Origin of the sequence: Alteraurantiacibacter lauratis, from assembly GCF_037154155.1 — a bacterium.
In the GTDB taxonomy this organism is placed as follows: domain Bacteria; phylum Pseudomonadota; class Alphaproteobacteria; order Sphingomonadales; family Sphingomonadaceae; genus Alteraurantiacibacter; species Alteraurantiacibacter lauratis.
This window is the reverse complement of sequence record NZ_JBANRN010000016.1, coordinates 13,612-34,753: the sequence shown is the minus strand read 5'-3', so window position 1 is coordinate 34,753 and position 21,142 is coordinate 13,612. Positions and strand designations below refer to the sequence as shown.

At 64.5% G+C, this 21,142-nt stretch carries 22 protein-coding genes and 1 tRNA gene; 16 read left to right on the top strand and 7 right to left on the bottom strand.

The features are described 5' to 3' along the window. The first annotated feature begins 153 nt into the window (after nucleotides 1–153). From petA to WFP39_RS13625, 6 genes are all read left to right on the top strand, one after another. Nucleotides 154–717, top strand: coding sequence for a ubiquinol-cytochrome c reductase iron-sulfur subunit (gene petA / locus WFP39_RS13650; RefSeq protein WP_336920356.1), 564 nt, complete (start codon nucleotides 154–156; stop codon nucleotides 715–717). Nucleotides 718–734: 17 nt separating this feature from the next. Then, the gene (locus tag WFP39_RS13645; protein ID WP_336920355.1) at nucleotides 735–2,030 is read left to right on the top strand and encodes a cytochrome b; all 1,296 of its coding nucleotides are present in this window, start codon (nucleotides 735–737) and stop codon (nucleotides 2,028–2,030) included. Nucleotides 2,031–2,056: 26 nt separating this feature from the next. Continuing rightward, the gene (locus WFP39_RS13640) at nucleotides 2,057–2,905 is read left to right on the top strand and encodes a cytochrome c1 (protein ID WP_336920353.1); all 849 of its coding nucleotides are present in this window, start codon (nucleotides 2,057–2,059) and stop codon (nucleotides 2,903–2,905) included. A gap of 17 nt (nucleotides 2,906–2,922) precedes the next feature. Beyond that, entirely contained in the window at nucleotides 2,923–3,456 is a 534-nt protein-coding gene (locus WFP39_RS13635) for an adenine phosphoribosyltransferase (RefSeq protein WP_336920351.1), read from the top strand. A gap of 73 nt (nucleotides 3,457–3,529) precedes the next feature. Next, a tRNA-Gly gene (locus WFP39_RS13630) sits at nucleotides 3,530–3,603 on the top strand. Nucleotides 3,604–3,767: 164 nt separating this feature from the next. Continuing rightward, nucleotides 3,768–5,006 carry a tyrosine-type recombinase/integrase gene (locus WFP39_RS13625; protein WP_336920349.1) on the top strand — a complete coding sequence of 413 codons (1,239 nt, stop codon included), beginning with the start codon at nucleotides 3,768–3,770 and terminating at the stop codon, nucleotides 5,004–5,006. Nucleotides 5,007–5,037: 31 nt separating this feature from the next. Here the strand turns inward: WFP39_RS13625 and WFP39_RS13620 are convergent, their stop codons facing one another. After that, a complete protein-coding gene (locus WFP39_RS13620) occupies nucleotides 5,038–5,418 on the bottom strand; it encodes a nuclear transport factor 2 family protein (RefSeq protein WP_336920347.1) in 381 nt (126 codons plus the stop codon). A gap of 3 nt (nucleotides 5,419–5,421) precedes the next feature. Then, nucleotides 5,422–6,279: a pantoate--beta-alanine ligase gene (gene panC, locus WFP39_RS13615; RefSeq protein WP_336920345.1), complete on the bottom strand. Its 858-nt coding sequence runs from the start codon at nucleotides 6,277–6,279 to the stop codon at nucleotides 5,422–5,424. 79 nt (nucleotides 6,280–6,358) lie between these two features. On the opposite strand from panC, the gene WFP39_RS13610 reads away from it, so the two are divergent. From WFP39_RS13610 to WFP39_RS13585, 6 genes are read left to right on the top strand one after another with little or no spacing between them, the layout of a single operon-like run. Continuing rightward, on the top strand, nucleotides 6,359–7,201 hold the full coding sequence (locus WFP39_RS13610; protein ID WP_336920343.1) for a division plane positioning ATPase MipZ: 843 nt from the start codon (nucleotides 6,359–6,361) through the stop codon (nucleotides 7,199–7,201). Nucleotides 7,202–7,260: 59 nt separating this feature from the next. After that, nucleotides 7,261–7,509 (top strand): J domain-containing protein, encoded by a 249-nt coding sequence (locus tag WFP39_RS13605; protein WP_336920341.1) that lies wholly within the window; start codon nucleotides 7,261–7,263, stop codon nucleotides 7,507–7,509. Nucleotides 7,510–7,545: 36 nt separating this feature from the next. Beyond that, nucleotides 7,546–8,949, top strand: coding sequence for a phosphoglucomutase/phosphomannomutase PgmG (pgmG, locus tag WFP39_RS13600; protein WP_336920340.1), 1,404 nt, complete (start codon nucleotides 7,546–7,548; stop codon nucleotides 8,947–8,949). Between the two features lie 24 nt (nucleotides 8,950–8,973). After that, entirely contained in the window at nucleotides 8,974–9,825 is an 852-nt protein-coding gene (locus tag WFP39_RS13595; protein WP_336920339.1) for a DUF2059 domain-containing protein, read from the top strand. Then, nucleotides 9,822–10,667 (top strand): arylamine N-acetyltransferase family protein, encoded by an 846-nt coding sequence (locus WFP39_RS13590; protein ID WP_336920338.1) that lies wholly within the window; start codon nucleotides 9,822–9,824, stop codon nucleotides 10,665–10,667. Before WFP39_RS13595 ends, WFP39_RS13590 begins: the two co-directional genes overlap by 4 nt. Before the next feature lie 31 nt (nucleotides 10,668–10,698). Then, on the top strand, nucleotides 10,699–13,137 hold the full coding sequence (locus WFP39_RS13585; protein WP_336920337.1) for a ligase-associated DNA damage response DEXH box helicase: 2,439 nt from the start codon (nucleotides 10,699–10,701) through the stop codon (nucleotides 13,135–13,137). A gap of 99 nt (nucleotides 13,138–13,236) precedes the next feature. Here WFP39_RS13585 and WFP39_RS13580 read toward each other — a convergent pair whose 3' ends face one another. The 4 genes from WFP39_RS13580 to WFP39_RS13565 form a co-directional block, all read right to left on the bottom strand. After that, nucleotides 13,237–13,671, bottom strand: a complete 435-nt coding sequence (locus WFP39_RS13580) for an ExbD/TolR family protein (RefSeq protein WP_336920336.1) — start codon at nucleotides 13,669–13,671, stop codon at nucleotides 13,237–13,239. Between the two features lie 42 nt (nucleotides 13,672–13,713). Continuing rightward, nucleotides 13,714–14,253: an ExbD/TolR family protein gene (locus WFP39_RS13575; RefSeq protein WP_336920334.1), complete on the bottom strand. Its 540-nt coding sequence runs from the start codon at nucleotides 14,251–14,253 to the stop codon at nucleotides 13,714–13,716. A gap of 77 nt (nucleotides 14,254–14,330) precedes the next feature. Then, a complete protein-coding gene (locus tag WFP39_RS13570; RefSeq protein WP_336920332.1) occupies nucleotides 14,331–15,089 on the bottom strand; it encodes a MotA/TolQ/ExbB proton channel family protein in 759 nt (252 codons plus the stop codon). Nucleotides 15,090–15,131: 42 nt separating this feature from the next. Further along, nucleotides 15,132–15,806 carry an energy transducer TonB gene (locus WFP39_RS13565; protein ID WP_336920331.1) on the bottom strand — a complete coding sequence of 225 codons (675 nt, stop codon included), beginning with the start codon at nucleotides 15,804–15,806 and terminating at the stop codon, nucleotides 15,132–15,134. 434 nt (nucleotides 15,807–16,240) lie between these two features. On the opposite strand from WFP39_RS13565, the gene WFP39_RS13560 reads away from it, so the two are divergent. Together WFP39_RS13560 and WFP39_RS13555 are read left to right on the top strand one after the other, a co-directional pair. Then, complete coding sequence (locus tag WFP39_RS13560; protein ID WP_336920330.1) at nucleotides 16,241–17,131, top strand: hypothetical protein; 891 nt, start codon at nucleotides 16,241–16,243, stop codon at nucleotides 17,129–17,131. 86 nt (nucleotides 17,132–17,217) lie between these two features. Then, nucleotides 17,218–18,528, top strand: coding sequence for a homoserine dehydrogenase (locus WFP39_RS13555; protein WP_336920329.1), 1,311 nt, complete (start codon nucleotides 17,218–17,220; stop codon nucleotides 18,526–18,528). Here the strand turns inward: WFP39_RS13555 and WFP39_RS13550 are convergent. Continuing rightward, on the bottom strand, nucleotides 18,525–18,989 hold the full coding sequence (locus tag WFP39_RS13550; RefSeq protein ID WP_336920327.1) for a hypothetical protein: 465 nt from the start codon (nucleotides 18,987–18,989) through the stop codon (nucleotides 18,525–18,527). The genes WFP39_RS13555 and WFP39_RS13550 overlap by 4 nt on opposite strands. Before the next feature lie 51 nt (nucleotides 18,990–19,040). On the opposite strand from WFP39_RS13550, the gene glpX reads away from it, so the two are divergent. Both glpX and WFP39_RS13540 read left to right on the top strand, forming a co-directional pair. After that, nucleotides 19,041–20,069 carry a class II fructose-bisphosphatase gene (gene glpX / locus WFP39_RS13545; protein ID WP_377923209.1) on the top strand — a complete coding sequence of 343 codons (1,029 nt, stop codon included), beginning with the start codon at nucleotides 19,041–19,043 and terminating at the stop codon, nucleotides 20,067–20,069. A 115-nt stretch (nucleotides 20,070–20,184) separates the two neighbouring features. Further along, nucleotides 20,185–21,120, top strand: a complete 936-nt coding sequence (locus WFP39_RS13540; protein ID WP_336920324.1) for a ribose-phosphate pyrophosphokinase — start codon at nucleotides 20,185–20,187, stop codon at nucleotides 21,118–21,120. Nucleotides 21,121–21,142: the final 22 nt, after the last annotated feature.

Sequence of the window (21,142 nt, the reverse complement as noted above, 5' to 3'; positions counted from 1 at the left end):
CGTCTATCAGCCGCGCCAAGCCGCCAATCTGTGCGCCTGGAATCCGCGTTGAGGAATCCGGGGTGCGGGGGCAAGGCGGCAAGGTCAGGTTTCTTTTCGGGCATGAGCTGGCGCTGCGGCGCTCGCGGATTGTCCGGCAGGCAAGGCAGGGTAATGGCAAGCTCCACTGATACCACACCGACGGATACCGCCGCCGATGGCGTGCGCCGCCGCGACTTTATCGAAATCGCTGCCGTGGCAACCGCGGGCGTGGGCGGGATTTTCGCCCTGCTGCCGCTGGTCAGCCAGATGGCCCCGTCCAAGGATGTGCTGGCCGCCAGCACGACCGAGCTCGACATTTCCGCGCTGGAGCCGGGTCAGGCCATCAAGGCCGAATTCCGCAAGCAGCCGGTTTTCGTGCGCTACCTGACCGATGCCGAAATCGCAGAGGCGAACGCGGTCGATGTGGGCTCGCTGCGCGACGCGCAGACCCTGGCCGAGCGCACGCAGCCGGGGCATGAACACATCCTCGTCGTCATGGGCGTGTGCACCCATCTGGGCTGCGTGCCGCTGGGTGCCGCCGAGGGCGAAGTGAAGGGCGAATATGGCGGCTATTTCTGCCCGTGCCATGGCTCGCACTACGACACCGCCGCGCGCATCCGCAAAGGTCCGGCACCGACCAATCTTGAAGTTCCGGAATACACGTTCACTTCCGACACCACCATCGTGATCGGCTGAGGCGAGAGACAGAAGCGATGAGTTTTCCCTGGGCGAAGCAGTACGAACCGACCACTCCGCTGATGAAGTTTCTCGACGAGAAACTTCCGCTGCCGCGGTTTGTCTACAACGCGGTGGGTGCGGGCTATCCGGTGCCGCGCAACCTGTCCTATATGTGGAACTTCGGCGTTCTGGCCGGCTTCTGCCTGGTGCTGCAGATCGTCACCGGCGTGGTGCTGGCGATGCATTATGCCGCCAATGCCAGCGTCGCCTTCGATTCGGTCGAACATATCATGCGCGATGTGAACTGGGGCTGGTTGATGCGCTACATGCACGCCAACGGCGCCAGCGCGTTCTTCGTCGTGATATACCTGCACATCTTCCGCGGCCTGTTCTATTCGTCCTACAAGGCCCCGCGCGAGATGATCTGGCTGATTGGCGTGGTGATCTTCCTGCTGATGATGGCGACCGCCTTCATGGGTTATGTGCTTCCCTGGGGCCAGATGAGCTTTTGGGGCGCCAAGGTGATTACCGGCCTGTTCGGCGCCATCCCCTTTGTGGGGGAACCGCTTCAGGTATGGCTGCTGGGCGGTTATGCGCCCGACAACGCCGCGCTCAACCGGTTCTTCAGCCTGCACTTCCTGCTGCCCTTCGTGATTGCGGGCTGCGTGATCCTGCACATCTGGGCGCTGCATATTCCCGGTTCGTCCAACCCGACCGGCGTGGAAGTGAAGAGTGAGAGCGACACGCTGCCCTTCCACCCCTATTATACGGCGAAGGATGGCTTCGGCCTCGGCGTGTTCCTGCTGGTCTATTTCGCCTTTGTCTTCTTCATGCCGAACGCGCTGGGCCATCCGGACAACTACATCCCGGCGAACCCGCTTTCGACGCCCGCGCACATCGTGCCCGAATGGTATTTCTACCCGTTCTACGCGATCCTGCGTGCCTTCACCTTCGACTTCATCCTGCCTGCCAAGCTGTGGGGCGTGCTGGCGATGTTCTCGTCGATCCTGGTGTGGTTCTTCCTGCCCTGGCTGGACAAGAGCCCTGTGCGTTCAGGCCATTACCGCCCGCTGTTCCGCAAGTTCTTCTGGTTCGGCCTGATCCCGACCATGGCAGCGCTGTTCTATCTGGGCGGTGCACCTGCGGAAGAGCCCTACGTGATGCTGAGCCAGATCTTCACGGCCTATTACTTCCTGCACTTTCTGGTGATCCTGCCGATCATCTCCTCGATCGAGAAGCCCGAACCGCTGCCGTTCTCGATCACCGAGGCGGTGCTGGGCAAGGACGCGCAGGCCGCACTGACTGACAACACCAAGCCGGCAACTGCCTGAGCGCGCGGGTTAAGGGGAATTATAAGATGATCCGCCTTGTTGGATTTTTTGTCGGCCTGGGCTTCACCTTCGTGGTGCTGCTGGCCTTTGTCGTGGGCGCTTACACGGCGGCGACCGAGCCCGCCCAGCCCACGGCCGAGAAGGTGTTCCACCGCGAGGCGCATCTGCCTGCCGGCGGCTACTCCTTTGACGGTCTGTTCCCGCAATGGGACCTGGCGCAGCTGCAGCGCGGCTATCAGGTTTACAAGGAAGTGTGCGCCGCCTGTCACAGCCTGCACCAGTTGCATTTCCGCAATCTGGCAGATCTGGGCTATACCGAAGAAGAAGTGAAGGCCGAAGCCGCCAGTTGGACCGTGCCGGGCATCAATCCCGATACGGGCGAAGCCACGACACGTCCGGGCCTGCCGACCGACCGGTTCCCTTCGCCTTATCCGAACAGCATCGCAGCGGCCGCGGCGAACAACAATGCCATTCCGCCCGACCTCTCGCTGATGACAAAGGCGCGCCATCATGGCACCGCCTATGTCTATTCGCTGCTGACCGGCTATCAGGAGCCTTCGCCTGAGCTGCTGGCACAGTTCCCCGATGCCGCACCGGGGCCGGGCCTGCACCACAACCCTTATTTCGCCAATCTCAATCTGGCGATGGCTCCGCCGCTGACCGCGGCTGGTCAGGTCACCTATGCCGACGGGACCCAGGCAACTGTGCGCCAGATGGCGGCAGACGTGGCTGCCTTCCTCACCTGGACGGCAGAACCCACGCTGGTCTATCGCAAGCAGGTCGGCTGGATCGTGATGGGCTTCCTGCTGTTTGCGACGATCCTTGCCTGGCTCGCCAAGAAGCAGGTCTGGGCGCGCGCCAAGCTGGAAGATTGAGAATGTCGGCCAGCGCCATGACTCGCGACGAGATCATGGCGCTGGTTCGCACCGTTCCCGATTTTCCCGATGCGGGAATATTGTTCCGCGACATCACGACGCTGCTTGCGCATCCGCAGGGCTTTTCCGCCTGCATCGCGCAAATGGCGCAGGCCGTATCGCCCCGTACCACCGCCATCGCGGGGATAGAGGCGCGCGGCTTCATCCTTGGCGCCGCGCTTGCCGCGCACCTCCATTTGGGTTTCATTCCGCTGCGCAAGGCGGGCAAGTTGCCGGTGCCGGTTATCGGGGCGGATTATACGCTCGAATATGGCCAAGCCCGGATCGAGATTGATCCCACACTTCTGACGGCGGGCGAGCATGTCCTGCTGGTCGATGATCTGATCGCCACGGGCGGCACCGCGATTGCCGCCGCTGGGTTGCTGCGCGCAGCGGGCGCCGTGTGCGAGGCGGCGCTGTTCGTGATCGACCTGCCGGATCTCGGCGGGATGGACAGGTTGGCCGAGCAAGGCGTGGCGGGCAAAGCGCTGCTGGAGTTCTCCGGGCACTGACCTGCTTGACGCCGCCACCCCACAAATGGCAAAGGCCACCCGGCATGATCGGTCGCACAATTCGGCCGGAAAAGCGGGTATAGCTTAGTGGTAAAGCTCCAGCCTTCCAAGCTGGCTATGCGGGTTCGATTCCCGCTACCCGCTCCAACTCCCCATCCACCACCGTTCATTGCCGTCTAGACAAATGGCGGAAATCCGCCATATTTAGGCGGTCTAGCAGCCATTGGCGTTCTTTTCTGATCGCCGAATGCCGCATCGGATGGAGGCCTTTCGATCTGAAGGGCATCTCTCGGCTGGAAAAGGCCCCCACTATGGCGTTGACTGATACGGCCATCCGCACGGCCAAGGCGCGGGACAAGGATTACAGGCTGGGCGATTCCGGCGGGCTTTACCTGCTGGTGACGCCAGCCGGGGGCAAGCTGGCGCTGGGGCGCTATCCCGAAATCAGTCTGGCGGAAACCCGCAAGAAGCGGGACGAGGCCCGCGCGCAATTGGCCCATGGCGATGAACCGGCACGGGCCAAACAGCGCCAAAAGGCGCAGGCCAAGCTATCTGCCGAAAACACCTTTGCCGCCATCGCCGCTGAATATGCGGCCAAGCGCAAGTGGGATGGAGAAAAGGGTTGGGCCCCTTCAACCGCCATCCGGTGCGAATATCTGTTGTCGCTACTCAATCCATCGATCGGGCATTTGCCGATCGCGGATATTGAACCTGCCGATGTGCTGGCGGCCATCCGCAAGATGGAAAGCAAAGGCAAGCTGGAAAGCGCGCGACGCACCTTGCAACTTGCCAGCGCTGTTTTTCGCTATGCCGTGGCCACCGCGCGGCTTGCATCCGATCCCACCCGCGATTTGCGCGGCGCACTGACAACGCCCACCGTTACCCATTACGGCGCGATTACCAAGGCCAGCGAAGTGGGCAGGCTGTTGCGGGCGATCGATGATTACGAAGGCAGCGGGCTCACCAAGCTCGCATTGCAGATTGCCCCCCATGTGTTCGTGCGGCCCGGCGAATTGCGCCATGCGGAATGGAGCGAAATCGATCTGGACGGGGCGCTGTGGATCATCCCGGCGGGCAAGATGAAAATGCGGAAAGCCCACCATGTCCCGCTATCCAAACAGGCTGTGGCGCTGTTCCGCGAAGCCCATGAGGCCACCGGCCCGGCGGGATATGTGTTCCCCTCTGTCCGCACTCGGCAACGCCCCATGAGCGACAACACGCTAAACGCGGCCCTGCGGCGCATGGGCTATGCCAGCGATGAAATGACAGCGCACGGCTTTCGCGCAATGGCATCCACCCTGCTGAATGAAAGCGGCAAGTGGCACCCGGATGCGATCGAACGCGCGCTGGCGCATGGTGACAGCGACAAGGTGCGCGCCGCCTACCATCGCGGCCCCCATTGGGATGAGCGGGTGCGGAGCTGTGCGGAACTGGGCACGGGCGTGACTGATCCCGTCGGTCCGGTGGAGGTGCAGATTGGTTATAACGGCATGGTATCGCGCGAATTTGATTCGCACGGGGCCAATATCGGGCTGCGCCACTCGTTCTGAGATTACGGGGGCGCGCCATCTCTTGTCCCGTTCAGGGTTTGAAGCGCGCGGCGCGGATGTGGGTGAAGCGGCCGCCCTCCACTTCGTACAGGGCAATCGTCTCCACCACCCGCCGGTCGCCCGCACGCGTGGGCCAGATGTCGAAATCGGGCCAGTCCTTGAAGGTCTCGAAAGTGGTGCGGCAGTGCATGGCAATGCGCGTGGGGGTGACGACCACGTCGAGCGGGGTCACCACTTCGGCAATGTGCGCCTTCACCTGGCGATAGAAGGCGAGGATGTTGGCGCGCCCCACAATCTGCTTCATGTCGCCCAGTTCGAACACCACATCATCGGCATAGAACCGGGTGAAGCCGTCGAAATCATTGGCGTTGAAGGCGGCGATATAGGCGCGGAAATCGGCTTCGGTCAGCATGGTTCAGCCCGCCGCGACCGGCATATTGTCGATCAGCCGTGTGGTGCCGATCCGCGCTGCGACGAGCAGGCGAGCGGGTGAGCCGGTCAGCGCTCCAAGCGGGGCTAGGCTCTCGGCATCGGCCAGTGCGGCATAATCCACACTGGCAAAGCCCGCCGCCAGCAAGGCGTTTTCCAGGTCCGTCAGCGCAGCGCGAACCTCGTCGCCGGTTTCGATCTGCGCAATGGCCCGCCGCATCAGCGCATTGAGCTGGCCCGCCACACGCCGGTCCGCAGCCGAAAGATACGCGTTGCGGCTGGACAAAGCGAGCCCGTCCTCCTCGCGCACGATAGGCACGCCCACGATGTTTTCCACGCAGGGTAAAGTTAAGTTGAGGTCTTGCACCATGCGGCGGATGACCGCCAGTTGCTGCCAGTCCTTCTCTCCAAAAACCGCGAAATTGGGTCGCACCTGGTTGAACAGTTTCAGCACCACGGTGGCAACGCCCGCGAAATGGCCGGGGCGCACCGCGCCGCAATAGTTCGCGCTCAATACTTCCACTGCGACGCTGGTGGCAAAGCCAGCCGGATACATCTCGGCCGCATCAGGCGCCCAGATCAGCGCCGCGCCCTCTGCCGCCAGCAGCGCCTGATCGGCAGCCAGATCGCGCGGGTAACGGGCCAGATCCTCGTTTGGCCCAAACTGCGTGGGGTTGACGAAGATCGACACCACCACGTGATCGGCCAGCTCCCGCGCCCGCCGCACCAGCGCCACATGTCCCGCGTGTAGCGCGCCCATTGTGGGGACAAGCGCCACCGTGCCGCTTTGCCGCAGGTCTTCCACAGCTTGCTTGAGGGTGTTCAGGCGGTTGATGGTTTGCACGCAGGCTTCCCTCGGATAGTATAATGGCAGGCGCACCTGCCCTAGACATGTCCTCCTGCCAGAGAAAGCCCGCATTGCCGTGACCGCTTCCCCGCCTTTTCGCATCGTCTTCGCCAATGAAAAGGGGGGGACGGGCAAATCGACCACGGCCGTGCATGTGGCGGTGGCGCTGGCGTATCAGGGGGCGCGGGTGGCGGCGATCGATCTCGACACGCGGCAGGCGACCATGCACCGTTACATCGAAAACCGCGTGGAGACTGCTGTGCGGCGCGGGATCGACCTGCCCGGCCCCGTGTGCGAGGTGTTTCGCGGCCATACGGTGGAGGAACTGGAAGCACAGGCAGCACGGCTGGGGGCCAATGCCGATTTCCTGATCTTCGATACGCCGGGACGCGACGATCCCTTTGCCCGCCATGTGGCGACCGAGGCGGACACGCTGGTCACGCCCATGAATGACAGCTTCGTCGATTTCGACCTGATCGGGCAAGTCGATGCCGAAAGCTTCAAGGTGCGGCGCCTGTCCTTCTATGCCGAACTGATCTGGGAGGCACGGCTGAAGCGCAGCCGGGCGACGGTCGAACAGAAGCGGCGGCAGATGGATTGGGTGGTCGTGCGCAACCGCACCGGCCATACCGATGCGCGCAACCAGCGCCGGCTTGATGCTGCACTGGGCGAACTCAGCAAACGGGTAGGATTTCGCGTGGCGCAGGGCCTATCCGAACGCGTGATCTACCGCGAGCTGTTTCCTTCGGGCCTGACTCTGCTCGACAAGGGGCATCTGGGTGAATTGGGCACCAGCCATCTGGTGGCGCGGCAGGAATTGCGCAGCCTGGTCGCCAGCCTTGCCTTGCCTATTCCCAATCGGCCCGCAGCGTCCCCTGCCATGCCGGAACTGGCATTGGCCGAAAGCGGCGCAGACTGACCCGGATGTTCCTGCGGCTGCTCCTTCTCGCCGGTATCCTATGCCTGGCCTACAGGCTGATGGCCGGACGCTGGCCCTGGGAGCGCAAGCAATCAGTGCGGCAACAGGCGTTGCAACGCGCAAGGTTGCTGCTGGGAGTAGGGGAGCGCGCGGCGCGCGAGGAAATCATCGCCGCGCATCGCCGTCTGGTGGCGGTAGTGCATCCCGATCGCGGCGGCACAAACGAACAGATGCACGAAGCCAATGCCGCCCGCGACCTGTTGCTGGCCGAATTGCCCCCTGATGTGCCTTCTGACACAACACCCTGAATCTGCACTCCTGTTCCCCGATTCCAAGGAGCATCCATGACGCACCAGTTCCATTCCACCGTCCTTCGCGAATACGATATTCGCGGCATTATCGGCGAAACGCTGGGGGCCGAGGATGCCTATGCCATCGGGCGCGGCTTCGGCACGCTGATCGCGCGCGATGGCGGCAGGCTGGTGGCAGTGGGCTGGGACGGGCGCGTGTCCTCCCCCATGCTGGCCGAAGCGCTGGTGAAGGGGCTGAATGAGTCCGGCGTGAATGTGCGCCGCGTGGGCATGGGGCCAACCCCGATGCTGTATTACGCCGAAGCGTCAGCCGAAGATGTGGATGGCGGCATTCAGATAACCGGCAGCCACAATCCCGCCAATTACAACGGCTTCAAAATGGTATTTCGCGGGCGTCCGTTCTTCGGCGCCGATATCCAGACGCTCGGCCAGATGGCGGCGGCGGGCGATTGGGACAGCGGCACCGGGACTGCTGAGGACGTAGACATCCTCGATGCGTATATCGACCGGCTCCTCGCCCCGCTGGAGGGGATCGATCCCGTTATCCTGTCCCGTCTCAAGGTGGGCTGGGATGCGGGCAATGGTGCGGCCGGCCCCGCGCTGGAGAAACTGGCCGCGCGCCTGCCCGGCGAGCATCACCTGCTGTTTACCGAAGTCGATGGCGAATTTCCCAATCATCATCCCGATCCTACTGTCGAGGCAAACCTTGAGGATTTGCGGGCGCTTGTCTCCGCAAAGTCCCTCGATTTCGGAGTTGCTTTTGACGGGGATGGCGACCGGATCGGCGCAATTGACGGCATGGGCCGCGTGATCTGGGGCGACCAGCTGCTGATGATCTATGCCGAGGATCTGCTCGCCCGGCGTCCCGGTGCGACGATTATCGCCGATGTGAAGGCCAGCCGCGCGCTGTTCGATCATGTCGCGGCGTGCGGCGGCACACCGCTGATGTGGAAGACGGGCCACTCGCTGATTAAGTCCAAAATGAAGGAGGTTTCCTCCCCTCTGGCAGGCGAGATGAGCGGGCATGTGTTTTTTGCGGATGAATATTACGGCTTTGACGACGCGCTCTATGCCGGTGTCCGGCTGATCGCGGCGTCGGCGCGGCTGGGCAAATCGGTGACCGAATTGCGCAGCGCCATGCCCCAAATGCTCAACACGCCCGAAATGCGGTTTCAGGTGGATGAAAGCCGCAAATTTGCCGCGATCGACGAGGTGGCCGCGCGGCTGGCGAACAGCCCGGCTGAGGTCAACAACACCGATGGGGTTCGTGTGACCACTGCGGATGGTTGGTGGCTGCTGCGCGCATCCAACACGCAGGATGTGCTGGTGGCCCGCGCCGAAAGCGACACGGCAGAAGGGCTGGAGCGTTTGCTGGCGCAGATTGACGAGCAATTGGCCCTGTCCGGCCTCGAACGTGGGGAAAACGTGGGGCACTAGGCCCCGTGCCAAGGGGAGAGTGGGATGAAGGCACTTGCATGGGTCGCCGCGCTTGGGTTCGTGTTTGTCCCCGCGCACGCCGTGGCGCAGGCTCCCGGCCAGGCAGGAGAAGGCCTGCCTGGCCCGATTTTCGAATCGGGAGCTGATTGGCTGGGTGGGCTGGCGCAGGCCATGGAGGCAGAGCCGCTCACCCCCGAACAACAGGAACGCCTGCCCGCTGCCGAAGCGTTGCTGGATGCGATGCTGCCGCCCGGATCACTGGGGCCACTGATGGGGGGCGGCTTCAACCAGATGCTGCTGCCGATCAGGCAGGATCAACCGCGCGATGCCGCCGCCTATGTGCGCGAGCGGCTTGGCATGGGCAGCGCCGGGCTCGAACTGGACGAGGCACAGGCGGAACGCGCGGCCAGCCTGCTCGATCCCGTCTGGCGTGAACGGCAGGCGCGCGAAGCCGAAATATACCCCCGCCTGATGAGCCGGGCGGGCGCCGCGCTGGAAGCGCCGTTGCGTCGCGCCATGGCAGAGCTTTATGCAATCAACTTCACCTCTGCCGAACTGGCCGATATTGCCGCTTTCTTCGCCACCCCTTCCGGTGCGGCCTATGCCCGTCGGTCGTTGTCGCTTTCATCCGACCCGCGCCTGGCGATGGCCGCGATGTCGGCCATGCCCGCCATGATGCAGGCTTTTGCCGAGGTGGAAGCAGAAATCGCCGCGGTCGCGGCCGATCTCCCGCCCGAGCGGCGCTACAGCGAACTTGGGGACGCTGATCGCAAGCGGTTGGCGCAATTGGTGGGGATGAGCCGGGAGGAGCTGGATGCGCAGATGCTGTTCCTCGAAGGCGGTGAACCTGCCGGCAGTGAGATCATGCAGGAATGACCGATGCGCGCCTTGCCGCCTACCTCGCGCGGCTGGGGCTGCCATCCGCACCGCCCGCCACGCCGCAGGGTCTGGCGCAGGTGCAGGCGGCGCACCGGCAGGCGATCACCTTTGAAAACATTGATGTCTTGCGGGGGCACACGCCTGCCATTGGCAGTGATGCCGTGTTTGCCAAGTTGGTCGAGCATGGGCGCGGCGGATACTGCTTCGAACAGAACCGCCTGTACGCCGATATGCTTGCCGCCATGGGCATCGCCACGCGCCCGCTGCTCGCCCGCCCGCGCCTTGCCATGCCCGCGGATTTCATAGGCCCGCGCACCCATGTGCTGTTGCTGGCCGAGGTTGAGGGGCAGCAATGGCTGGCTGATGCGGGATTTGGCGGGAGCTTCGTGCCGCCTCTCCCGCTGGTAGACGGCGCGTCGGCGCAAACGGGCGATGGCGCACGCCACCGCTTGCGCCGGGCAGGCGAGCCGCACGGCGAATGGCTGCTCGAACGCGCTGGCCCCCGCACCACCACCGATGGCCGTGCGCAGGAAACCGCGGAGTGGCAGGCGCAATACAGTTTTGACCTTGCCCCCGTCATGCCCATGGATCTGGAGCAGGCAAACCACTGGACGGCCACTTGGCCCGCTTCCCGCTTTCGCGCAGGGCTGGTGGTCAGCCGTGTGCTGCCGGCCGGATTCGCCGCGCTGACGGGGTGCAGCCTGTCGATTGGCGGGCCGGATGGTGCGGAACGGCGCGAACTTGCCGATGCGGCAGAGGTGCAATCCGCGCTGGCGATGCATTTCGGCCTGAACCTGCCGCTTGGCGAAGTCGAGAAATTGGGGCTGTTCGCGCTTTGATACGGGCGCTGTGCGCCCTATCTCTTGGCCCATGGCATCGCCGCCGCCTCTCCCGCCCGAAATCGCGCAGTGGTTTGCCGCCAAAGGCTGGCGCTTGCGCCGTCACCAGGCCGATATGCTGGCGGTGGCCGGGGCAGGACGGCACGCGCTGCTGGTGGCCGATACCGGCGCGGGCAAGACGCTTGCCGGGTTCCTGCCCACTCTGGCGGCCTTCTGCCCCTCGGTGCTGGGCGATGATCCGCCGCCCGAAGGCTTGCACACGCTGTATGTCTCGCCGTTGAAAGCCTTGGCGCATGATGTGCAGCGCAATCTGCTCACCCCCATTGCCGAAATGGGCCTGCCTTTGCGGGTGGAGGCGCGCAGCGGCGATACCCCGTCCGACCGCAAGAAGCGCCAGCGCGAAAAGCCGCCGCACATCCTGCTGACCACGCCCGAAAGCCTGTCGCTGCTGCTGTCCTATCCGGAAAGCTTCAAGCTGTTCGCGGGCCTCAAGCGGATTGTGGTGGACGAGATCCACGCCTTTGCCACGCAAAAGCGCGGCGATCTTCTGGCGTTGGCGCTGGCACGGTTGCAGGCCATTGCGCCGGATGTGCGGCGCGTGGGTCTGTCGGCCACACTGGCCGATCCAGCGGGGTTTCGCGCATGGCTCGCCCCCTTTGGTGAAATCGACACGGTGACGCTGGTGGAAGGCGAGCCGGGCGCACCGGCGCAGGTGGATATCGTCCTGCCCGCGGATACGCGCGTGCCCTGGGGCGGCCATGCGGGGACCTGGGCCATTCCGCAGCTTTACGAACAAATCCGCGCCAACCGCACCACGCTGATCTTCACCAATACCCGCTTTCTGGCCGAATATATCTTCGAACAATTGTGGGACGCGAACGAGGACAAGCTGCCTATCGGCATTCATCACGGATCGCTGTCGGTCGAAGGGCGACGCAAGGTGGAAGGCGCGATGGCGCGGGGCGAACTGCGCGCGCTGGTGTGCACCGCCAGCCTCGATCTGGGGGTGGATTGGGGCGATGTCGATCTGGTGGTGCAAATGGGGGCGCCCAAGGGCTCCAGCCGCCTGTTGCAACGCATTGGCCGCGCCAATCACCGGCTTGACCAGCCCAGCCGCGCGCTGCTGGTGCCGGGCAACCGGTTCGAGTTTCTGGAAGCCCAGGCGGCCAAGGATGCGGTGGATGAAGGCCGGCGCGACGGGGAGGATTTCCGGCCCGGCGCGCTCGATGTGCTGGCGCAGCACGTGATGGTCTGCGCCTGCGCCGCGCCGTTTGACGAGGCAGGCCTGCTGGCCGAAGTGCGATCCTGCCTGCCCTATGCGTGGGTCGACGAGGTAGTGTGGAGCCGGGTGCTGAACTTCGTGGCGACAGGCGGTTATGCGCTGAAGGCCTATGACCGGTTCCGGCGCATTGTGCGCGACCGTGACGGCACATGGCGGCTGACGCATCCCGAAATGGCGGCGCGGCACCGGCTCAATGCTGGCATCATCGTCGATTCCGAAATGCTCAATGTCCGTTTCCGCAATGGGCGCTCGCTGGGCCGGGTGGAGGAACGCTTTGCCGCTGCGCTCGCGCCGGGCGACACGTTCCGCTTTTCGGGTCTCAATCTGGAAGTCGAGCAACTGAAGGACATGGATCTGATCGTGCGCGCCAGTGCAAAGGCCGCGGTGATCCCGTCCTATGGTGGTTTGCGCCTGCCGCTGACCACGCATCTGGCCGAGCGTGTGCGCGGCCTGCTGGTCGATCGGGCAGGCTGGGCGCGTCTGCCCGAAGAGGTGCGCGAATGGCTGGAAGTGCAGGACTGGCGCAGCCGCCTGCCGGGGCCGGACAATCTGCTGGTGGAAAGCTTCCCCCACGGAGGCCGCGAATATGCGGTCTATTACACCTTTGCCGGCTGGAACGCGAACCAGTCGCTGGGGATGCTGATTACCAAGCGGATGGAGGATGCGGGGCTGATGCCCGGAGGTTTCGTCGCCAACGATTATTGCCTGGCGGTATGGGGGCGGCGCGCGGTGACCGATCCTGCGCCGCTGCTGTCGCCTGCTATTTTGGCGGCGGAATTCGAAAGCTGGGTGGAGAACAGCTATCTGCTGCGCCGTGCCTTTCGCGAGGTGGCGGTGATCGGCGGACTGGTCGAGCGCCAGCAACCGGGCCAGCGCAAGAGCGGGCGGCAGGTCACTTTCAGCACCGATCTGATTTACGATGTGCTGCGCAAATACGAGCCGGGCCATGTGCTGATCGAGGCGGCCTGGGCCGATGCGCGCACGCGGCTGACCGATATGGCGCGGCTGGCCGATGTGCTGCAAGGCGCAGCGGCGCGACTGGAACACGTCACGCTCGATCGCGTCAGCCCGCTGGCGGTGCCGGTGATGGTGATGATCGGGCGCGAGGCGGTGCCGCAGGGTGCGGGCGATGACGAGCTGTTGCTGGAAGCCGAGAGCCTGGCGGATGCGGCCATGCGGGTCGATTGATCCCCCTTGCCAGCGCGGCACCCCCGCGAGAGGCGGGGCACGAAAAAGGGGGCCGGATCGCTCCGGCCCCCTCAATTCTGTCCGCCGAAGCGCTCCGGCTTATTCCTTGCCGAAGCTGCGGTAGCGTTCGTTGCCGACGAAGCCGAACTTGGTGATGCCTTCGTTCTTGATCACGTTGAGCACTTGCGCCGACAATTCGTAGCTGGCCTGTGCTTCCGGCTCGAACTGAAGTTCGGGTTCAACCGGGAAGTTCAGCGTTTGCTGCAACTGGAAGCGCAGTTCGGCAATCGAGATTGCGTTGCCGTTCCACAGGATCTGGTTGTCCGGCGTCAGCACCACCTTGTTGATGATCGGATCCGGCGGCGGAACGTTGGTGGGCGGGCTGGGAGCCGGCAGATCGATATTGATGGCGTGGGTCGCCACGGGAATGGTGATGATGAACATGATGAGGAGCACGAGCATGACGTCGATCAGCGGCGTCGTGTTCATCTCCATCATCGGCTCGCCATCGTCCCGGCCGCCTGACATTGCCATGGGTTTTCTCCTAATATCCTGATCGAATGGGCGAGCGGCCTATCAGCCGTTCGGATCGACCGGGTTGGAAATGAAGCCGACGGTGGGATAGCCCGCCGCCTGCACGTTGAAGATCGTGCCCGCAACACAGCGCCACGGCGCGTTGACGTCGCCGCGGATATGCACCTGCGGGATCAGTTCCGGCTGCGCCATGATGGCTTCCGGGCCGCCCGCACGCTGCACGATGGCGTCCAGACGCTGGAATGCCTGCTCGTACAGCTCGCTCGAATCGACGAGCGTGGTGTTGTTGAAAAACACGCGGCAATCACCGTTGCGCGAGGCACCGGTATAGGCGGTGTTGATCGTGCTGGGCGTCCGGCCCGCATCATCGGTGGTGGTCACCGTGATCAGCAGGTTTTCGACCTTGTTGTCCGATTCCCGCGAAACGAGGATCGGCACACGCAGTTCTTCCACCGTCTGGATGGCAACCGGCACGGCGATCAGAAAGATGATCAGCAGCACCAGCATCACGTCCACCAGCGGCGTGGTGTTGATGTCGGACATTGGCGTGTCGGCGCCGTCTCCACCCATCGATATGGCCATGTTTCTCGTCCTATCTCAAAAAATTCTGCAAGGTGGCGGGTGCCGCCTGGCACCCGCCGTCGTTTTGCAGGAGAGGATCAGGCCTTCGGCGCCGGCTTGGCCGGAGCGGCAGGCTTGGCCGCCGCGGCCGGAAGATGCGGCTTTACAACGCCGTTCGAGGCGAGGTTGGCCAGCAGTTCGGTCGAGAAGCCAGACAGCATCGCGGCGATCTTCTTGTTGCGGCTCTGCAGGTAGTTGTAGGCGAACACCGCAGGCACGGCCACCAGCAGACCGATGGCGGTCATGATGAGCGCTTCACCCACCGGGCCGGCAACCTTGTCGATCGAGGCCGAACCGGCAATACCGATGTTGATCAGTGCGCGGTAGATCCCGATCACGGTGCCGAGCAGACCCACGAACGGCGCGGTCGCACCGGTGGTGGCGAGGAAGGGCAGGCCGCTTGCCAGCTTGGCGTTGATCGCAGCTTCGGAACGCGCCAGCGTGCCGTGCAGCCAATCGTGCGCTTCGAGGCTGTCGGTCATGTTCTTGTGCTCGGCTTCGGCGGCGAGGGCATCGTCCACCAGCTGACGCCAGGCGCTGTTCTTTTCCAGCTTGGTGGCACCTTCGCTCAGCGAACCGGCGCGCCAGAAGGCGGCGCGGCTGGAGGTGTACTGCTTGATCACCTTGTTCTGTTCAAAATACTTGGTGAACAGGATGTAGAACGAACCGACCGACTGGATAACCAGCACGCCCAGAATCGTCCAGGCGACGGGGCCGCCCTGTTCCATGGCTTCCATGAAGCCGAACTGGTTCTGCGGGGCTGCGTCGGCAGCGGCGGCGAGAAGTTCAATAAACATGCGAAAAGTCCTCTCTGTATGAGATGAATCTGAACCGGAAAATCAGTTGCCGAGCTGGTACACGATCGTGATCGAGTGCCGGCCGGTTGTGGGGTTGCCCGCATCATCCAGCGCCGGAGTGTAGCGTGCGTAACGCTGCATCCCTTCGCAAGCTGCCGAGTCCAGAATGTCCGAACCGCTGGAATTGGAAACCGTGCACTGCGTCACGCGGCCATCCGGGCCGACGACGACGGATACGCCGACATTGCCCTGAATTTCCTGACGCACGGCGCGCGCCGGGTAATTGTCCTGAATGCGGCGCGCCCAGCGGCTTTGTCCGTCCGGCTGTGCAGGACGAGCCCGCGAAGGCGGCGGCGGCGGCGGCGGAGCAGCAGGCGGCGCAGGCGGTGCCGGCGGCGGCACGATCACGGCCGGCGGCGCAGGCGGAGGAATATTCTCCTGCGTGCGGATCGGCGGCGGTGCCGGTGCAATGCTAATCGGCGGTGCCGGCGCCACGGGCGGCGGCGGGGCGGTATCATCCGGCGGCGGTGGCGGGGGTTCCTCCACTTCCGGTTCCGGTTCGTTCACATCCACTGTGGTCACGCGCTCGACAACTTCCTTCACCGCCGAAATGGCGAGGCCGCTGATAAGCAGGTAACCAACTGCAATGTGGATGAGGGCAACGATGATAATCGATACAAGTCGACTACCGCTCATTTCTTGGTCAGCGTAAGCCATCCAGTCCCATCACTCCATATCCATTCGCCAGGTCCAGGCCCGGCCAGAGCAGCATTCCACAACCCACCTGTGGGTTCGCCTGCCGCAGCGAAATTTCACCACTCCCATACGTGCAGCCTGAAGCTTTCAGAGCGCGCCACGCTTCAAGAGCGGTAAGGAACGAGAGGACATACGCAATTTGCCCACCCCGCCCAGGATGCGCCCCTGTTCTGTTATGGGTGCGCCATCCATTCGGCCCGGGTCTTAACGGCACCTTACCCCATGGGCAATCGCTTTCATGGCATGGGGGCGGAGTTCAGCAAGGATTCAGCCGTTAACGGATGGTTTAAGGACAGTTTTTGTCGCAAAACCACCCGATTGCGTCCTATATGGGGCACCAGAGCGGTCTGAATTGCGGCAAAATGCCGTGGTTTCGGCATAAGGATAGAACGAAAATGCGAATCTCTCGCAGTGCGAATCTGCTCTTGGCGCTGGCGGGGATGGCGGCGTGCGGGTTCGCTGCGCTGCCCGCCCAGTTGCAGGCACAGGCGCCATCGTCGCAGCTTGCATCCCCGTTTCGCAGCGGCCCCTTGCCTGCTGCAGATCTCACCTATGTCGATCTGGTCGAATTGGGGCAGGCGGCCGAACTGGTGATGCGCGTCGAGGTGCGCAAGCAAAGCAATATCCGCCCCGCCAATGCGCCGGGGCTGGCGCCGGGCATGGCCCGCCTGCTGCTGGAAGCCGATACGCAGGCGCTCATCGCGGGGCCGGGGCCGGTAGGCGCGCGGCACAGCTTTCTGGTCGATCTGCCGCTGAACGAACGCGGCCGCCGCCCCAATCTGAAGCGCGAGACCGTGATTGTCTTCGCCCGCCGCGTGCCCAACCGTCCGGGGCAGATCCAGCTGGTCGGGCCGCAGGCGATCCAGCCGGCCGATCCGCTGCTGGAAACGCGCGTGCGCGAGGTCATGACACAGCTGGTGCAGGGCGAACGGCCACCCGTCATCACCGGTGTGAAAGAGGTGATGAGTGTGCCCGGCAATCTGGCGGGCGAATCGGAAACGCAGATCTTTCTTGAAACGCGCAGCGGTGCCCCTGTCTCGCTGTCGATCGTGCGGCGACCGGGGATGGCGCCCGAATGGGGCGTGTCGTGGACCGAAATTGTCGACCAGTCGGCGCGCCCGCCACGCGCGGAAACGCTGCAGTGGTATGCGCTGGCCTGCTTCCTTCCGCCAGAATTGCCCGCCGACGCCTTCTTGCAGCGCGATCCCGATTCGCGCGCCCGCGCCCGCGCCGATTACGCCCTCGTGCGCGACCGGGTCGGCCCCTGCGCGCGCAGCGCGGAGTAGACGCGACGGGGCCTAGCCAAGCGCACCGGTCCGCATTATCGGGCGCGGCCTGGCCCTCTTCCACTCAGCTTGCGGAAACTCCGAACATGACCCAACCCTTGCGAATCGCTCTTGCCGGACTTGGCACCGTGGGGGCGGGCGTCATTCGCCTGCTCGATGCCAATGGCAGCCTGATCGCCGCACGCGCGGGCCGGGCCATCGAAGTGGTGGCGGTAAGCGCGCGCAACCGCAGCAAGGATCGCGGCATCGACCTTGCTCCCTATGCCTGGGAAGACGACATGACCGCGCTGGCCATGCGGCCTGATGTCGATGTTGTGGTGGAACTGGTCGGCGGATCGGATGGCCCCGCTCTCACTCTGGCGCGGCAGGCGCTGGGCGGCGGCAAGGCGCTGGTCACCGCGAACAAGGCGATGATCGCGCATCATGGCATGGAACTGGCCACTCTGGCAGAAGCGCACGGCCTTGCCCTGAAATTCGAGGCGGCGGTTGCGGGCGGCATCCCGGTGATCAAGGGGCTGGGCGAGGGCGCGGCTGCCAACCGGATCGAGCGCCTGTACGGTATCCTCAACGGCACCTGCAATTACATCCTGACGCAGATGGAATCGACCGGCGCCGATTTCGGCGGCGTGCTCAAGGCTGCGCAGGACCTGGGCTATGCCGAGGCCGATCCCACTTTCGACGTCGAAGGCGTGGACGCCGCGCACAAGCTGGCGATTCTGGCGGCGCTGGCATTTGGCACGGCGGTGGATTTCGGCGCGGTGGACATTTCCGGCATCAGCCGCATCCGCGCAGCCGATATCGCGCAGGCCGATGCGCTGGGCCATGTGATTCGCCTTGTCGGGCAGGCCGAGGTGCAGACGGTGGACGGCGAACGCCGCCTGTTCCAGCGCGTCCAGCCGGTGCTGGTGGCCAAGGATCACCCGCTCGCTGCCGTGGATGGGCCAACCAATGCGGTGGTGGCCGAGGGCAATTTCGTCGGCCGCCTGCTGTTCCAGGGGCGCGGCGCGGGCGATGGCCCCACGGCGAGCGCGGTGGTGGCTGACCTCATCGACATTGCGCGCGGCAATGCGGTTGCGCCCTTCTCGCTGCCCGTGGCCTTGCTGGAAAAGGCGCCTGCCGCTGATCCCGGCAACCGGCTGGGCCGCCACTATATGCGCTTCACCGTGGCCGACCGGCCCGGCGTGCTGGCCGAGATTACGGCCGCGATGCGCGATGCGGGCGTGTCGATCGAAAGCATGATCCAGCACGGCTCGCCCTCCGACGCCGGACTCGATCCGGTGCTGGTGGCGATCGTCAGCCATGAAGGGCCGGAAAGCGCGGTAGCGGCCGCGATGCGCCTGCTTGAAGGTTCGCCCAGCCTGGCCGAACCGCCGCTGGTAATGCCGTTGCTGGGTTAATCGCCCGCCGCATCCGCATCGGTCGGCCCGCCATAGCGCGCCGCATCCGATCCGGCGGGCGTTTCGGGGAAAGCGCTGAAATCCACCATTACCGCAGGTGGCGGCACACGGCCCAGCATGATGCAGTTTTCACGGCCCCGCGTGCGCAGGCAGGAATTGTCGAATTCGGGCGGGCGCGGCGCACCGCTGCCGGTGACCCCGCTATCGGCCTCGACAGGGCGCTCGAAAGTGTAGCGTTCCCCGCTTTCCCAGCGGCGGCAGACCACGATTACATCGGGATTGGCTTCGGCCTGCGCGCAAGGGTCCGCTTCGGGCTCCGGCCTTGTGCTCCAGACAGAGCGGGCGTTTTCCAGCGCTTCCTCTGCGGTGATGGCGGGTGCGGCCTCCTGCGCGGCCAAGGGCGCGGCCAGAGGTGCCGCAAGCGCCCCAAGCAGGGTGTAACGCGCCAATGATCTCGACATCGCTGCCACCCCGTCCTAATCCCGCCGGCAACCTCCCTTTGCCCAAGTGAATTGCCCGTGAACGATACCGCCACAAGTGCCGCGACGACATCCCCGCTCGACCGGGTGCTGGCGCTGGAAATGGTGCGCGTCACCGAAGCGGCGGCGATGGCGGCGGCGCGGCAGGTCGGCCGGGGGGACGAGACCGCGGCCGATGACGCAGCGGTCAGGGCCATGCGCGCCGCATTCGATTTTGTGCCGGTCGATGGCACGGTGGTGATCGGTGAAGGCGAGCGCGACCATGCGCCCATGCTGTATATCGGCGAGAAGCTGGGCGCGGCGCAGGCGAGCGATGGGCGCGCCGGGCCGGAAATCGACATTGCGGTCGATCCGCTGGAAGGCACCACCATCACCGCCAAGGCCGGGGCCAATGCGCTGGCCGTGCTGGCGATTGCGGGCAAGGGCTGCCTGCTCAATGCGCCCGATGTCTATATGGAAAAGATCGCGGTCGGCCCCGGCTTTCCCGACGGGATCGTCAGCCTTGCCAAGACGCCAGAGGAAAATGTCGCGGCGGTGGCAGCAGCCAAGGGCGTGGCGCCTGACCGGCTGATGGTCAGCGTGCTCGACCGGCCGCGCCACGCCGATCTGATCGGCAAATTGCGCGAGCTGGGCTGCGGCATTCAATTGCTGGGCGATGGCGATATTGCCGGGGTGATTGCCACGGCAGATCCCGATGGCGGGATTGACCTCTATATGGGTTCCGGCGGCGCTCCCGAAGGCGTGCTGGCGGCGGCGGCGCTTCGCTGCCTGGGCGGGCAGTTCGAAGGGCGGCTGATGTTCCGTAACGAAGCCGAACGCCGCCGTGCGCATGAATGCGGCATCACCGATTTCGATCGCATCTACCGGCTGGAGGATCTGGCGCGCGGCGATTGCATCTTTGCCGCCACCGGCGTGACCGATGGCAGCCTGCTCGACGGGGTGCGCCATGTGCGCCGCAAGGACGGGCGGCAGGCGCTGTCCACCCACAGCGTGGTGATGCGCGCTTCCACCGGCACGATCCGCTGGATCCGGGGCGAGCATTGCGCCGAACGGGAGGATTGATCGGGTGCTTTCCCCCACATCGCCGCGCGCCCATGGTTTGCAATAATGTGACGCTGGGCTAGAGGCAGGGCATCGAATCCCTGCCCCTGCGCGTCATTACAGGTCTTGAACGCCCATGAAGATCATGTCCGGCAACGCCAATCTACCGCTTGCCCGCGCCATTGCCGGCTATCTCGAAGTGCCGCTGACCGATGCCAGCGTGCGCCGCTTCGCGGATGAGGAAATCTTCGTCGAGATTCACGAGAATGTGCGCGGCGAAGATGTGTTCGTGGTGCAATCCACCAGCTATCCGGCAAACGACAACCTCATGGAACTGCTGATCTGCATCGACGCGCTCAAGCGCGCCTCGGCCAAGCGGATCACCGCGGTGGTGCCCTATTTCGGATATGGCCGGCAGGACCGCAAACCGGGGCCGCGCACGCCCATTTCGGCCAAGCTGGTGGCGAATCTCATCACACAGGCGGGCGCCAACCGCGTGCTGGCGGTGGATCTGCACGCCGGCCAGATCCAGGGCTTCTTCGATATCCCGACCGACAACCTCTATGCCGCCCCGGTAATGGCGGCGGATATTCAGGCCCGTTATGGCGAGAACGATCTGATGGTCGTTTCCCCCGATGTGGGCGGCGTGGTGCGCGCGCGCGCGCTGGCGAAAAGGCTCGATAACGCGCCGCTCGCCATTGTCGACAAGCGCCGCGAACGCCCCGGCGAAAGCGAAGTGATGAACATCATCGGCGAGGTGAAGGGGCGCAACTGCATCCTGATCGACGACATCATCGATTCGGGTGGCACGCTGTGCAACGCGGCCGAAGCGCTGCTGGAAGCGGGCGCGAAAAGCGTGGCGGCCTACATCACGCACGGCGTGCTGTCAGGCGGCGCGGTGGCGCGGATCGAGGGCTCCTGCATGAAGGAACTGGTGATTACCGACACCATCCTGCCGACCGATGCCACCAAGAATTCGACCAAGATCCGCGTGCTCACCATCGCCCCGCTGGTGGGCGAGGCGGTGCGCCGCATTGCGGACGAAAGCAGCGTGTCGAGCCTGTTCGACTGATCCGATGCGCGCGCTGGCTCCC

Coding starts and splice junctions, on each gene's coding strand:
- WFP39_RS13625 (WP_336920349.1), top strand. CDS start 3,768: ATGGCGTTGACTGATACGGCCATCCGCACGGCCAAGGCGCGGGACAAG.
- WFP39_RS13540 (WP_336920324.1), top strand. CDS start 20,185: ATGAAGATCATGTCCGGCAACGCCAATCTACCGCTTGCCCGCGCCATT.
- WFP39_RS13585 (WP_336920337.1), top strand. CDS start 10,699: ATGGCATCGCCGCCGCCTCTCCCGCCCGAAATCGCGCAGTGGTTTGCC.
- WFP39_RS13550 (WP_336920327.1), bottom strand. CDS start 18,989: ATGTCGAGATCATTGGCGCGTTACACCCTGCTTGGGGCGCTTGCGGCA.
- WFP39_RS13595 (WP_336920339.1), top strand. CDS start 8,974: ATGAAGGCACTTGCATGGGTCGCCGCGCTTGGGTTCGTGTTTGTCCCC.
- WFP39_RS13620 (WP_336920347.1), bottom strand. CDS start 5,418: ATGCTGACCGAAGCCGATTTCCGCGCCTATATCGCCGCCTTCAACGCC.
- WFP39_RS13635 (WP_336920351.1), top strand. CDS start 2,923: ATGACTCGCGACGAGATCATGGCGCTGGTTCGCACCGTTCCCGATTTT.
- WFP39_RS13590 (WP_336920338.1), top strand. CDS start 9,822: ATGACCGATGCGCGCCTTGCCGCCTACCTCGCGCGGCTGGGGCTGCCA.
- petA (WP_336920356.1), top strand. CDS start 154: ATGGCAAGCTCCACTGATACCACACCGACGGATACCGCCGCCGATGGC.
- pgmG (WP_336920340.1), top strand. CDS start 7,546: ATGACGCACCAGTTCCATTCCACCGTCCTTCGCGAATACGATATTCGC.
- WFP39_RS13580 (WP_336920336.1), bottom strand. CDS start 13,671: ATGGCAATGTCAGGCGGCCGGGACGATGGCGAGCCGATGATGGAGATG.
- WFP39_RS13570 (WP_336920332.1), bottom strand. CDS start 15,089: ATGTTTATTGAACTTCTCGCCGCCGCTGCCGACGCAGCCCCGCAGAAC.
- WFP39_RS13575 (WP_336920334.1), bottom strand. CDS start 14,253: ATGGCCATATCGATGGGTGGAGACGGCGCCGACACGCCAATGTCCGAC.
- WFP39_RS13645 (WP_336920355.1), top strand. CDS start 735: ATGAGTTTTCCCTGGGCGAAGCAGTACGAACCGACCACTCCGCTGATG.
- WFP39_RS13565 (WP_336920331.1), bottom strand. CDS start 15,806: ATGGCTTACGCTGACCAAGAAATGAGCGGTAGTCGACTTGTATCGATT.
- WFP39_RS13640 (WP_336920353.1), top strand. CDS start 2,057: ATGATCCGCCTTGTTGGATTTTTTGTCGGCCTGGGCTTCACCTTCGTG.
- WFP39_RS13605 (WP_336920341.1), top strand. CDS start 7,261: ATGGCCGGACGCTGGCCCTGGGAGCGCAAGCAATCAGTGCGGCAACAG.
- WFP39_RS13555 (WP_336920329.1), top strand. CDS start 17,218: ATGACCCAACCCTTGCGAATCGCTCTTGCCGGACTTGGCACCGTGGGG.
- WFP39_RS13560 (WP_336920330.1), top strand. CDS start 16,241: ATGCGAATCTCTCGCAGTGCGAATCTGCTCTTGGCGCTGGCGGGGATG.